Annotated in this window: 8 protein-coding genes; 3 read left to right on the top strand and 5 right to left on the bottom strand. The window is 43.3% G+C overall.

Annotated elements, in window-relative coordinates:
- Positions 1–9: 9 nt before the first annotated feature.
- The 3 genes from L0B18_RS00735 to L0B18_RS00725 all read right to left on the bottom strand — a co-directional run bounded on the left by L0B18_RS00735 (position 10) and on the right by L0B18_RS00725 (position 2,470).
- Positions 10–1,467: a 4Fe-4S binding protein gene (locus L0B18_RS00735; protein ID WP_234567187.1), complete on the bottom strand. Its 1,458-nt coding sequence runs from the start codon at positions 1,465–1,467 to the stop codon at positions 10–12.
- A gap of 22 nt (positions 1,468–1,489) precedes the next feature.
- The gene (locus tag L0B18_RS00730) at positions 1,490–1,828 is read right to left on the bottom strand and encodes a FixH family protein (protein WP_234567186.1); all 339 of its coding nucleotides are present in this window, start codon (positions 1,826–1,828) and stop codon (positions 1,490–1,492) included.
- A 108-nt stretch (positions 1,829–1,936) separates the two neighbouring features.
- Entirely contained in the window at positions 1,937–2,470 is a 534-nt protein-coding gene (locus L0B18_RS00725; RefSeq protein WP_370647515.1) for a hypothetical protein, read from the bottom strand.
- A 379-nt stretch (positions 2,471–2,849) separates the two neighbouring features.
- On the opposite strand from L0B18_RS00725, the gene L0B18_RS00720 reads away from it, so the two are divergent.
- Positions 2,850–3,854 (top strand): porin, encoded by a 1,005-nt coding sequence (locus tag L0B18_RS00720; protein WP_234567184.1) that lies wholly within the window; start codon positions 2,850–2,852, stop codon positions 3,852–3,854.
- Between the two features lie 69 nt (positions 3,855–3,923).
- Here L0B18_RS00720 and L0B18_RS00715 read toward each other — a convergent pair whose 3' ends face one another.
- Complete coding sequence (locus L0B18_RS00715; protein WP_234567183.1) at positions 3,924–5,393, bottom strand: glycine--tRNA ligase; 1,470 nt, start codon at positions 5,391–5,393, stop codon at positions 3,924–3,926.
- Between the two features lie 201 nt (positions 5,394–5,594).
- Here L0B18_RS00715 and asd point away from each other — a divergent pair, with 201 nt between their 5' ends.
- Positions 5,595–6,650 (top strand): aspartate-semialdehyde dehydrogenase, encoded by a 1,056-nt coding sequence (gene asd, locus L0B18_RS00710; RefSeq protein ID WP_234567182.1) that lies wholly within the window; start codon positions 5,595–5,597, stop codon positions 6,648–6,650.
- 108 nt (positions 6,651–6,758) lie between these two features.
- Here the strand turns inward: asd and L0B18_RS00705 are convergent, their stop codons facing one another.
- Positions 6,759–7,139 (bottom strand): hypothetical protein, encoded by a 381-nt coding sequence (locus L0B18_RS00705; protein ID WP_234567181.1) that lies wholly within the window; start codon positions 7,137–7,139, stop codon positions 6,759–6,761.
- Between the two features lie 423 nt (positions 7,140–7,562).
- Between L0B18_RS00705 and L0B18_RS00700 the strand changes: the two genes are divergently transcribed.
- Positions 7,563–14,597 (top strand): lamin tail domain-containing protein, encoded by a 7,035-nt coding sequence (locus L0B18_RS00700; protein WP_234567180.1) that lies wholly within the window; start codon positions 7,563–7,565, stop codon positions 14,595–14,597.
- The last annotated feature ends 47 nt before the right edge of the window (positions 14,598–14,644 follow it).

The following is a 14,644-nucleotide window of genomic DNA, read 5'->3' as shown; positions in this document are numbered from 1 at the left end:
GGTTAACGGTCATCCTCCAAGAAATGTACCTCTCATTTCCATGGGTTGGTTCAACAACCAGATTGCAGCACAGAGTAGTATCATCAGTAAGACGGCCCAGGGAATAAATGCTTCCCATCTGCGGTCGAAATAGTTTTTTTCTGAAATGCGGTAGGTAACCAGGAGAGAACCAAAGAATCCTAAAGATAAAAATCCAATTTCAAGCGGAAAGACAAGGCCGACCGGCATTCCCGTTAATCTCCACATCGGCTCGCCAAAAATAGGTAAACCGATATCCGCCATCATACTTTGCACAACGGGAACGAACGTCCAGATTCCGGTTAACAAATGGAAGCTGTAGTGTGCCACCCACAGGCCAAAACCAAACGGCACGAGAGCGAAGGCATATTTCATTACAATTGGTATGAGACTGTCCTGTGCGTCGGTCCAGGTTTTCATTGCAAAGGAAGTTAACCCAAGTAAAATAAAGGGTTCAACAACCAGCATTACGAAAAAAAGAGTGCCTAAAACGGGAAGTTCATTCGTTGTGTTCATGACACCGGCCATCCAGTTTTGAAGGGCATAAACAGGACTTACCATCCCAAAAGCGTTCAAAAGAGCTCCAAATACAAATACCAGAGCCAGAATGGAAATGTCGTTTCGATTTGCAAATCGTCCAATTCCGGATCGGCGTTTGCCGGACCAAAGTTCGGCTCCGGGTGATCGGGTACTGATTCCAACATTGTCATGCGGACATGCATGGATGCAATCGAGGCAAAATGTGCAATCCATATTTCCGACTTTTCTGGGTTGAAAAAGAGCGAGTTCGCATCCGCGCTGCACTACATTCCATTGGTTTTCAGCATCTCGGGTTCCTTTGATACAGTCGTAAGTTTCACAACTGGCACAAATTTCGTGGTCGCGAACTTTTACTTCAAAAGGTGAGACGGTTGATGAGATAAAATTAAACTGGCCGATCGGGCAGACATATTTGCAAAAAGAAGCCTTTTTAAAAAAAACATCAACAAGAAGAGCCGCTGAGAAGTAGGCAATGATCAGCCAGGCCGTCCACCAGGGAGATCCCCAGAGATCAAAATATTCATAAGAAAAAAGAACGAGAACAAGCAGGCCAATAGACAGCCATTTGTTACGCAGCCAGGTAGGCCAGTTTCTTACCGGCTTTGAAAATTTCCGGGCCAGTTCACGCGGCAGCATAAAAGGGCAAGCCATGCAAAAAAAGTTTCCCCCAACAAGCAATAAAATCACAAGGATTCCCCGGTAATGAACCCAGGTAAGTAGCGAAGAGAGATTTCTTGGCGCAAGCTGTGGACCGAAAAGTCCATGCAGAACCATGATAGCGGCGATAATCAGCAGAATGCTCTGCAGGAATATTCTTGAGTGATGCCAGCGGAAAAAGGTGCCAATAACGGGCAAATCCAGTAGGTCGATAGTATCGCCTGGTACCGCTGATTTTTTATTTACACTCATGATATTGCTTTCACATCGCGAATTATTGTGACCGAACTCCGTTTATATTGATTTGCCGCTCCACAATCCGGCTATCGGGGAGAGTCGACTTGATCAGAAAAAACCAGTCGCCTCCCATTGTGAACTCAATATCTGCGGAATATGAACCGGCGTCCGTTTCTTCGGCAGTTACAAAAACCGGCTGCATTCCGGGGTGAGACATATTTCCTTCAAGTGAAACATCGGCTCCGCTGATTCGTTGGTCTGTGCTATCCCATAAAGTGATGCTGATAGTAGCCGTTCCAACTGTTGGCTGCTCAGGCTGAATTTCCCACTCCAGAGAAATATCGGAATGGGTTTCATCAGAAGATTGACATCCCATAAGTATTAGTTGCAGTGACAAAATCATCCACATAACCATACCCGGAAAACAAACTCTCATTAGAATCCTATTGAGTCGAATCATATGAAAGGAAATGTTTTGTTTGGCTTATTTGGATGATTTTCGATGGACTACACAGGTACATTTGATGTCTGATTCTTCACCCGCTGGCGGAAACATATGCAGATACATCCCGATTATCATGGGAATAAACACGAGGGTATTATAAATCAGATGCAGCTCAACCCTCGGTATAATAAATTGAACAAGACTCATAGGTACGGGTGAGCCGCCAAGGTTATATCCAATCACCGCCTGAACCTGAAGAAGAAGATGTTCGATATGATGCCAGAATTGGATCCAGAAAGAAATCATCCACCAGGTGTATGAACTTCCGGTAAAGCCTGTACGCAAAATCCAGATGCCAATCAGCATAACAAGTGCGTAACCATAGTGGAGAATTTCGGATTTAAACATCCAGGGGAAATAATAACCCACAACTCCAAGTGATTCGGGTATGGGCCATCCCATAACATAAATCTGGTATGCCTGAACAAGATGTTCGGCCCAATGTGCAAGTACAATCGCCATAAATATTTGGAGAGAACGTTCGTGCCAAACTGTGTTCAGCCTTTCCATCATGTTAACGTACCAGGGTTGCGATATCAGCAATGACGGAGCCGTAGAATCGCTGGTCATTCTATGTTGTGCCATTTTTCAGTGCGGTTTCTAAAGTTAATGGTAGAGTGGTTTTGCTGATCCCGAAAAGCTCAGAAATGGATCGTCAATTTTTTTCGCTCAAAGAGTATAAAATCAAATGTTCAAAATAACAAGTGGGTGACGTCAAAAAAATTTCTTGCTTCTGATTTTTTAATTTCGGTTTTTCTCTCTGTCCTGTTTTGATCAAAAATGACTTCTGATTTTTTAGAAAGATGAAAAGGTTCGTAAGTTTTTGATTGGCAATGTTTTAAGGGGGTATTCAGGGCTCGATTTTACCATAAAACTGTAAATAATCTCACCAATGGAAGCTAAAAAAACTCAATATTTTGTTGCTTTATTTGTATTAATGATGGTCTTGTTCGTGACAAGTTATTCTCAAATTGCAACTGCTCAAACCATAACATTCTCCTCATTAAAATTTGGGGGATTCCTTCAGCAGCAATTCATTATGGATGAAACTCCCGGTGCTGCCGAACGTTTTTCTATTCATCGTGCAAGGTTGGGAGTCACCGGTTCCGTAACGGATAACATTCGCGTGAATGTTATTGGAGGATATGTTGAGCCACCAGACAGAACTCCGCGATTGGTTAATGCCTTTATTGATTTTGATATTCATCCTTTATTCCAGCTTCGAACGGGGCAATTTTTGGCGCCATTCGGTATTGAAAGTCCCGAGGTGATTATCTTCAACCCGGCCATTGAACGAACAACAGCTATTCTGCGATTAAATCCGTACGCTATGTTTCGGGATATTGGAGTACAGGTTGGCGGGAAAAATTCATTTCTGAATTACAAAATTGCATTGGTGAATGGAAAGGGAGCCAATCAAACCGAAGAATTTGATCCCAAAGATGTGCTTGGCCGGATTGGAATCACTCCTGTTGAACATCTTGAATTTGGAGTATCGGCTCATTTTGGACAGTATCAACCAGACATGAATTCAGATCATCATGAATCAAGGACGCGTTTAGGCGCGGATATAAGTTATACGGGTGATCCGGTTTATTTCCGAGCTGAATATATTGTTCGGGAAGATGACCTTGCGGATAGCGGCTCGCGCGAAATGAATGGCTGGTATCTGCTTGGAGCTTACAAATTCACAGAAAAAATACAGGCTATCGCCCGATTTGAATCATTCGATCCGGAGACTTCAATGGATGAAAATGAGTATACCGGAGTCTTGATTGGCGCGAACTATTATTTTGTAGGTAATACCCGATTGTCACTCAATTATGAATTTCGGGATGACAAACTAAATGCTGATCTCGGCAATATGCTAACGGTTCAAATGCAGGTGGCGCTGTAAACCTGTTTTATCGGATGAGTCACGACCCGGGTAACTTGTTATGACGATGGTGACTCATCCGGTTAGGTTCTAATCTTCCGGCGACCAATCCTTCATTTTGTCACGAATAACTTCAGCAACTCTCGCCGCAGGAATTCGGTCCTGGGTCATATCATCCCGATAGCGAATGGTAACAGTGTCTTCGCCTTCGGATTCAACGCCGTCAAAATCCACAGTTACGCAAAATGGAGTTCCGGCTTCGTCTTGTCTTCGATATCGTTTCCCGATAGACCCGGATTCATCATACAGAACTGTAAACTCTTCGCGCAGATCGATTTCTAGCTTTTTAGCAAGTTCCTGAAGAGGCGCTTTTTTGATAAGAGGAAAAATTCCGACTTTGGTCGGCGCCAGTTTTGGGTTGATTTTCAGAACCGTTCGTGAATCCCCGTCCACTTCTTCCTCACGATACGCATCACAGAGAATCATGAGCGTTGTTCGGTCCAGTCCAACGGAGGTTTCAATCACATAAGGAATGTAGCGTTCCTGTTTCTGCTGATCGTAATATTCCATTTTTTTGCCGGAATATTCCTGGTGGCGCGACAAATCAAAATCCGTTCGGTTATGGATTCCCTCCACTTCCTGCCATCCGATTGGATATTTGTATTGAATGTCAGCCGCAGCACGCGCGTAGTGGGCAAGTTTATCTTTTGGATGTGGAGAAACGCGTAGATGATTTTCGCGAATGCCCATTTTCTTGTGCCAGTTAAGACGGGTTTCCAACCATTTTTCATACTCGCCTTCATCGGTTCCCGGTTCCACAAAATATTGCATTTCCATCTGCTCGAATTCTCTCATGCGGAATACAAATTGCCGGGCCACAACTTCATTTCTGAAAGCTTTCCCGATTTGCGCAATTCCAAACGGAACCTGAACACGCGCGGTGTCCAGCACATTTTTATAATTCACAAAAATTCCTTGCGCGGTTTCCGGACGTAAATAAATAATATCATCATCTCCGCTGGAAGTTGCGCCATAATGTGTCTTGAACATCAGGTTGAACTGGCGAACCTCGGTCCAGTCGAACGCACCGGAATCTGGCGAGCGAATTTCCTCTGCCTTAATGATATCATACAAATCCTCGCACAATCCTTTTCTTGTACCGGTAGTATCCAGCAACTGCTGGATTTCATCAGCTTTCTCTTTATTCCCTTTTTCTCTGAGTTTGAGGATATGCTGTTCAATCAACATGTCCGCCCGATATCGTTTTTTGGACTGTTTGTCATCAATCATCGGGTCATTAAACCCTTCCACATGTCCGCTGGCTTCCCATGTTCGTGGGTGCATAAAAATGGCCGCGTCAATTCCTACAATATTATCATGGAATTGCGTCATGGCTTTCCACCATTCGCTCTTGATATTGTTCTTCAACTCAGCACCTAAAGGTCCGTAATCATACACAGCCCCGAGTCCGCCGTAGATATCGGATGACTGAAAAATAAATCCTCTGGCTTTGGAGAGAGACACGATTTTATCGAGGTTGTCTAAATGGGTAACTGACATGCGTTGGTAAATATTGGTTTGTTATGATTAACATCAACAGAAGCTTAAAAAAGCTCCGCTTCCTAAGTTGCAAAAGATAGCAATTTTCTTTCCTTTGATGAATCGTTTGTCCAAATCATTTACTATTTTTACTGTCTTTTGAAAAAATAGCTCGATAACCAAAGCCTGATTTCAGGCTAAATAGTAATTATAAAATCAAAAATGGCTCAATTTAAAGTAGGAATTTTGGGCGCGACCGGGGCGGTTGGCCAGAAATTCATTCGACTTCTTCAAAATCACGAATGGTTCAAAATCGAGGCTCTTGGAGCTTCTGAACGCTCTGCAGGAAAATCCTATAAGCAGGCTGCCAACTGGATTGAGAGTATTCCCATGCCGGAAGATGTTTCAGGCATTGAAGTTCGAAATTGTACAGCCTCAGAATTTGGTGACGTAGATTTTGTGTTCTCTGGTTTGGATTCATCCGTGGCTACAGAGGTGGAAGCAGATTTTGCAAAAGCCGGAATACCCGTTATCAGTAATGCAAAAAATTATCGTACCGATCCCACTGTTCCGCTTCTTGTTCCCGAAGTAAATCCCGATCACATCAGTATGATCGACAAGCAAACATTTACTGAAGATGGAAGCGGATGGATTGTAACCAATCCCAATTGTGTAGCTGTGCCGCTGGTGATGAGTTTAAAACCTTTGTACGACAATTTTGGAATCAAGAGTGTTATTCTTACTTCTATGCAGGCTATTTCCGGTGCCGGTTATCCGGGTGTGCCCAGTTTGGATATTCTCGGAAACGTGGTTCCGTTTATTGGTGGTGAAGAACCCAAAATTGCAGCAGAACCCCTCAAACTTTTAGGCCGGTTGAATGACGGAGTTCTTCAGCATGCGGATTTTCCCATTCAGGCAACCGCAACCAGGGTTCCGGTATTGAACGGACACATGTTATCTATAGCTGTACAACTCGAAAAAGAGGCTGATGCAGAAGAAGTGAAGAAAGCACTGAAAGAGTGGAAAAGCCCGATTGGAGATTTAAAACTGCCATCGGCTCCCAACTTTCCTCTGAATGTTTTTGATGATGATTTTTACCCACAGCCACGTCTTCATGCAGACAGCCAGAAAGGCATGCAAACGGCGATTGGCAGGGTTCGAAATTCAAATGTACTGAGCATCTCATACATCGCAATGGCACATAACACCATTCGCGGAGCTGCCGGAGGTGCCATTCTGAACGCAGAACTTTTGGTGAAGAAAAACTACATCAAATAAATTGATTTGATATTCATCGGATGGGTAGACAAGCCGAAGGTAAAATAGCTTGATCACTCATCCGATTTTTTTTGATAGCGTTACTTAGATTTTTCCCCGAAACTCTCCTTAATCTCCGAGTTTATTCAGTTTGTGTTCTGAAAGAGCCACTCTTGCTGAACTGATAGACTGCTGAGCCTGATCGCGATCTTTTCTTTTAATTTTTAAAGTACAGCGTCCTTGTTCAGAACCAGGTACATCTTCAAATGTTCGCATGGAGTTTCCTTCGATGTGGATTTTAGCACCCCAGAACCCTTTTTTGTAGATGAGTGATTCAATTTCATCATATGGGATTTCTATTTCATTCAAGTCAGACTTGAGGAATCCCCCAAAAACATCTTTGACTTCAAATTCTAAAACAAGGCTATTTTTTCTGATGTGAATCAATCCTTTAGCCTCGGCAAGGCCCTGGTTGACTTCGAGGTGAAACGGAATTGGCTTTTTTTGCAAAATTTTGGGGATTGAGATTAAATTTCAGAGGAAAAATAAATTTTTTGAGAAAATTTTGTAAGGAATTTCGCATTTATGGTTCATACTACTGAGAACACGAACACAAAGAGAAAAATTGAGAAGTGATTGAGCACACTTCTCAAAGTCCTTCAGGGAGTTGTGGTGGATAATCACAACTCCTGTTTTTCTAAAATACGCTGGTCATTTCTTCATTTTTACTTTCTGATAACAGTGTTGGCTAAATAATTTTTTTGAGTTCAAGAGCTATTCCGGTCGAAAATAGAATATCAAATATATGATTTCTATGACTTCCGGAAATCAAAAGAGTCGCTTTTACTTTATAAACTATAGTCGAAACAAAACAAAATTGGTTTGTTTGGAGAGACAGCGGGCAAAAGGGGAATATTCATCTTGGTATTTTTTGTGCTCAGTTCATCAGTTTATGCACAAGAGGTTGTACTAACAGATGATTTTGAGGACGGGGATCTCAACCAAAATCCAGAGTGGACGGGGGATATTGGAGATTTTACTTCATTTGATGAATCCGGGAATTCACTTCTAAGATTGAATGCCCCTGATGCAGGTTCTACTCAACTGAGGACGGCATCCAGCACTGCCTATGGAAGCTGGGATTTTTTTATAAATCAGGATTTTCCTCCATCCGATTCAAATCGGGGATACATTTTTCTTATATCAGATAAGAACGATTTGTCTGGCGATGTCAATGGATATGCTATACGAACAGGTGCAAGTGGATCGGATGATGCATTTCGTCTTTTTCGGTTTACAAATGGCAGTGCAACAGAGATTTTAGCAGGTTCAGCAGACCTTTCCTCTGGAGGCGCATTCCAGGTAAGAGTTACACGAGACGAAACCGGAGTTTGGAGTTTGTATGAGTCGGCAGGTTATGGCTCAAGCCCGAGTTTTGCAGGGAGTACTACAGATAACACGTTTACAGCATCAAACTATTTTGGTCTTTTGTTGGATTACACGGCAACAAGAACCGATTTATTCTACTTTGATGATATCATCATTGAAAACTCTGAACCCTTCGATGCTGTAAACGCCACCATCGCCAGCGCTACCGAAGTCGATGTTATATTCAATTACCAAATAGACAACGCGTCTATTCAACCATCAGACTTTTCAATTGATGGCGGAATCGGGAATCCAACCTCTGCAAGTCCGGTAGATGACTTTACGGTCCGCCTTACTTTTGAGGATGCACTTCCAGATGATGATTATACCATCACCATAAACAACGTGGATAATATTTATGGCGGAACTATTCCCACTGATACGGAATTGAATTTTACCGTTTCCAATTCATTTTCCGTGACAAATTTTGAATATCTCAGCCGAACAGAATTTGAGATTACATTTTCGGAAGAGGTGGATGGTTCCTCCTTGAGTACAGGCAATTTTGAAATTACCGGGTTTGGACCGCCCGATAATGCAGAACTTGAAGATTCGGATCGCGTTAGGATTTCCTATGATGATCCTATTGATACCGGCAACCAGGAATTGATTATCAATGATTTGTTGAGCAATTCGGGATGGGAAATTGAGGCGAATACGACCCTCGAATTTACTTTGTTTGATGAGTATGAAGAAGGCGATTTGGTCATCAGTGAGTTTTACTATCGGGTTCCGGTCAGTTGGCGCACATCAGATTTTGATCGCCCTCAATACGTGGAAATTTTCAACCGGGCCGATAAGCTTCTGAATCTTAGGAATTTCGCCATCAACAGTGAAAATATCAGCATCGATGAAGATTTGCCGATTTCTTCTGGCGAGTACCTTGTCATCACAAGAGGTGTTCCGGTTTTTGAAGATCAGTTTGGAACCCGAAATTTTGTGGAGGCGGATGAGTTTCCCGAGCTGGTTCTAACCACGTCGGATGACATCATTTTTGAAACCGCCGAAGGTGAAGACATCGAATCACTGACCTACGACGCCAACGATTGGGGTGGCAATGAAGTTTCTCTTGAACGGTTCTCTTTTGATGTAAATGCAAATATTCAGGATAACTGGGCTGAATCAGAAGATATTCTGACTGGCTCTCCAGGGCTTTCAAATACCGTTTCCGAACCGACGAATCCACCCGAAGCCGTTGAAGCTGCATTCCCTGCACCGCAAACCTTTCGCATCACATTTTCAAGAACACTTTCGGATGAAGCCGTGGATGATCTGAATAATTTCGGTTTAAATAATAGTGCAGTTATCACAACTGCGGCGTTTACTTCTGATCCACGAACCATCGAGTTTGATCTGTCAGATGCTCTTGAGGATCAATTTGAATACACCTTCACCTACCAAAATGTAGAAGATATTTTTGGGAATGAAGTTTCCGGAGCTGAGGAATTCAATTTTACATTTACGAATCCATTCAGAATTCTTGCAGCCGAAATGGAAAGCGACACCGATTTGCTTATTCAGTTTACACTTCCGTTGCAGGTTTCTACGGTTCAATTATCTGATTTTGAGCTGAGCGATGGCACCGATCCAGTAGATTTTGACTTTACCAATTCCGAGACGGTCCGGCTTACATTTGATGACAGTTTTTCGACCAGTAGTTTCGAAATTATCGTGAACAACCTGGAAAGTTTGACCAACAGCTGGCAGATTGAAGATAATTCAACCTTTGAATTTTTTCGGTTTGATGAGTACCAGGACGGTGATATTGTTATCAATGAATTTATGTATAACCCGCCAACCGGATATCCACAGTATGTGGAGTTGTACAATCGTTCCGACCGTTTTTTGACATTGAAAGATTTCGAGCTGCTTCGGGCTGAAGGGTCAACCAGCATCGGTGGGGTGATTACGGAATTTGATCAGCCTATTGAACCGGGTGAATATCTGGTTATCACCGAAGATTTGGAGTTGCTTGAAGATGTTTTTGGGACAGGTCCCTGGTTCGGGATGGAGGATTTTCCGGGCTTTACTCAAACAGTAACCGATCAGGTTCGATTGCTTGATCCGGATGGAAATTTGGTTGAAAGGATTGAGTATGATCCGTCAATTTGGGGCGGTTCGGACATTGCTCTCGAAAGAAAAAGCCTGGACGCTCCGGCCAACGATCAAAATAATTGGGGCGAATCTCTTGCCGAATTGTTGGGTACACCCGGTGAAGATAATACCGTCAGTCCCGATGACGGACCCGTGTTTGTTTCAGCAACGTTCATTAATGCGGAAATGGTGTTGGTTACATTCACTGGTTCGCTCGACACGGACGCTATTTCAACCGGAAATTTTGATATAAACCGTGGACGGTCCATCACTGGCGTGAATTTTATCAACTCAACACAGGCAGAACTTTCGCTGGATGATGAAATGAGTTCGGGTCAAACGTATACAATTACGGTCACTGATATTCCCGATATTTTTGGAAATGAACTGGACGAATCCCAGGCTACATTCACCTATTATTTTGTTGAAATCGCAGAGCCGGGAGATATCGTTATTAACGAGTTTATGTATGATGAACCGGACGGCTATACGGAATATGTTGAACTCTATAACACCAGTAATAAAACATTTAGTCTGGAGGGATGGCAGCAAGCCAATGATACGGGAACCCGCCGCATTTTAACAGAAGAGAATGTTTATTTCCCACCCGGCTCATACATGGTAATTCTTCCAAATGAAGAGCTGCTTGGCATTTTTCCGGACATGAATTTTGTGAATGCAGGAAGCAGTTTGCCGGCCCTCAAAAATAGCGGTGATGAAATTGTTATTACAAATGCCGGGGGAATTACGCTGGATTCACTTCGGTATAGCTCCGAATGGGGAGGGAGCGAGGTTTCTTTGGAGCGAATCGATACGGATGCTATCAGTTCTGATATAAACAATTGGGGCGAATCTCTTTCTGTACTGAAAGGAACTCCGGGTGAAGAAAATACTGTAAATATCGACACAGATGGCCCCGAATTGCTTGGAGCTAATTTTATTAATGCTGAAAGTATTCAGGTTCAATTTTCCGGCGCTTTGGATCGAACTCGAATATCGAGGAATAATTTCGAGATCAATCGGGGAATATCTGTTCGGCAGGTGACTTTTATCAACAGCACGGAAGCTGTGCTATTTTTGAATCAATCGATGAATTCGGGACAAACCTATACGATAACCGTAAATAACATTCGGGATATTTTTGGAAATGAGCTCAATCAGGCGGAAGCCTCCTTTACCTACTATCAGGTTCAAACTGCGGAGCCTGGCGATGTTGTGATTAACGAGATCATGTACGCCGAACCGGAAAACTACACGGAGTACATCGAGTTATATAATGCGAGCGACAAAGCCATTAATCTTGCAGGTTGGCAACAGGCCAACGACACAGCCACTCGGCGAACTCTCACCGAAGATCGGGTCATTCTTCCGCCGGACTCCTACATTGCTATCCTTCCAAATTTTAATCTCTTAAACATCTTCCCGGACATTCCCTACCTGAATGCCGGAACAGGTCTTTCAACCCTGAAAAACGGAGGAGATAACATTGTTGTGGCAAATGCAGAAGGTGTAATTATCGATTCTCTGCGATTCAGTCCGGTCTGGGGCGGCGATGGTATTGCGCTGGAAAGAAGGCGTCCGAACCGTTCTTCTTTGTATATGGAAAACTGGGCTGATTCACCCGCTGATCTTTTTGGAACTCCCGGCATGCCAAATGAAGTGGATTCCAATTTTACTTTTATAGCAACAGAAGTGAGGTCTCTTTCACCAACGCAGATTCGGGTGGTGTTCAATGCAATGGTCAGGGACAGTGATATTAAACCTGCCAATTTTTCTGTGGGCGGAATTAATCCAAGTTCAATTTCAGAGGAAACCAATTTGAGTCTGATTCTTAAATTTTCTTCAGCGCTTGAAAGTGGTCAGCAAACACTGGTGATTGACGGCGTACGATCAGCCGCCGGATTTTCAATCGGGAATAATGCCGAATTTTCTTTCACGGTTTTTGATGCGTTTAGCGATGGAGATATCGTCATTAACGAGTTTATGTATCGTCCGCCATCGGGATACGTTCGGTATGTTGAACTTTGGAACACCTCATCCAAACTGTTAAACCTCAGAGACTGGAGATTACAGCGCCGGGATGTTTCCAGCGATTCAGAACGAATTATTTCCACAGAAGACCTGGCACTTGAACCCGGTGATTTCATCGTTCTTTCGGAAGATTCGGAAGCACTTGCAGAGATTTTTGGCGAGCGAAATTTTTTCGAATTATCCAGTTTTCCCGCTTTAACAGCAACGGTATCCGATCAAATTCGGCTGTTTACCAATGAGGATATTTTGGCTGATTCACTCCAATACGAACCCTCGGAATGGGGCGGAGAAGGAGTGGCCCTGGAACGGTTAAGTGCTGATGTTGCCGCCACTTTTTCAGAGAACTGGGCTGAATCTTCAAACGAACTTTTGGGAACTCCGGGCTTGCCCAACCAAGTGGAACCGGATTCCAATCCACCGGCAATTGTGCGGGCTGCTCAGTTTCAGGACCAGGGATTTGTCCTCACTTTTGATGAACGACTTAATAGTGATCAGGCAACGAACAGTTCAAACTATTCGATGACTCCTACATTACCCATCAATATGATAGCACTGGATGGTAACGAAGTAATTTTGTTTGCGGGATCTGATTTGGTGAATGACCAGGAGTATGAAATTACAGTCAGCGGTATCAGCGATATTTTTGGGAATGAGATGGAGTCAACCACCGTTTCCGTTCTCTATTTGGAATTTGGCGATGTGCAAGCCGGTGATATCGTCATCAACGAGATTATGTATGAACCTTCGGATGGTTCCGGCGCAGAATTCATTGAAATCTACAACCGAACTGAAGAGAATTTCGATTTGACCAATTGGACGTTGTCTGATGCAACAAATGACACTGAAATCCCAACCGGTGTATTAATTCGTGAAAATGATTACCTGGTTTTTACAGATTCGCAGGAGTTTGCAACTGAATCTGATCAATTTATATATGTACCTGATTTTCAATCTCTGAATAACAGCGGCGATGCAGTTGTCCTAAGAAATGGATCTGGAACAGCGATTGACAGCCTGTTTTTTCACGCAGATTGGGGAATCGACAGCCCGGGAATTTCACTCGAAAGGAAAGACCCCGCCGGACTCTCCACCGATCCGGGAAACTGGGCATCCAACACATCAGAAAGAGGTTCTACCCCCGGACAACAAAACAGCTCATTTGAAATAGATGAATCCGCTCCTGAAATCATTTTTGCTAATTTTATTCATCCTGACTCCGTCGAAATCTGGTTTAATGAGTATGTGGATTTGACTCCGGATGAGAATACCAAAACAGATCAACCTGCAAAAACTCATTCGGGTCAGAGCGGAGTTTCAAGCACCATCAGCTTTATGTTAAACGGAAGTTTAGCGGATGTGATTTATTACGATCAAATGGCCGGAAATAGAATAATTTTAGACGGTTCGATTGTATCGCAGGGCGAGGAAATTACAGTGAGTGTTGAAAATATTGGAGATTATAAAGGAAACATGTCCTCAAGGCTTGAGCAACCGATTGCCCAGCCTATATCTGAGGGAGATATCATTTTCAACGAAATTATGTTCGATCCGATTACCGATGATCGAGACGGCCTGCCGGATCAGTCTCAGTATATTGAAATTCATAATCGACGCTCTTACGCTATTTCACTTGAAGGTTTCTTCCTGCATGATGAACCGAACGAAGATGGAGAAATATCAACGATTGAACCGATTCGGAGTGACCGTCAATGGCTTCCGGCGAGCGGCTATGCTCTGATTTATCCCGAGCCGGATGATATCCCGTTCCCCAAAAGCCGAACAGCTGAGTTTTTTGATTTGACGGATCATATGCAGCGATTCGCTATTCAAACCGATCGAACAACACTCAGTTTAACAAACACCGGGCGACAAATTTATCTCGCCGACAGTACATTGAAAACCATTGATATGGTGGACTATAGCCCAGACTGGCACAATCCTAATTTGGTAGATACAAAAGGAATTGCACTCGAGCGCATCAACCCGAATTTTGATACCAATGATGGGGCGAATTGGGGATCCAATGCGACTCCGCTGGGTGGTTCGCCCGGATCAGAAAACTCCATTTACCAGGGATCGGGGCAATCCATTTCAGGAAATGGCATTTCATTCACTCCCAATCCATTTTCACCCGATGACGACGGATTCGAGGATAATCTGTTAATCACCTATTCTTTCGATGAACCCGATTACCTGATTAAAGTGAGAATTTATGACCGGTACGGTCGGCTGGTTCGAAAACTGGCAGAAGGTAAGCAGGCCGGGTTTGAAGGTTCTTTGGTCTGGGATGGCAAAACGGAGGATGGACTTCGAAATCGGATAGGAATCTATATAGTACTAATGGAAGCGTACAACAGTACAAACGGTAAAAATCGATCCTTTAAAGAAACCGTTGTGATTGCAAGGAAGTTTTAAAACGCAAGTTCGATTAATTGATGATCGTCAGTTTGAGCGCAGTTGAG

Origin of the sequence: Rhodohalobacter sp. 614A (assembly GCF_021462415.1) — a bacterium.
GTDB lineage: Bacteria > Bacteroidota > Rhodothermia > Balneolales > Balneolaceae > Rhodohalobacter.
This window is presented reverse-complemented; position numbering and strand designations above follow the sequence as displayed.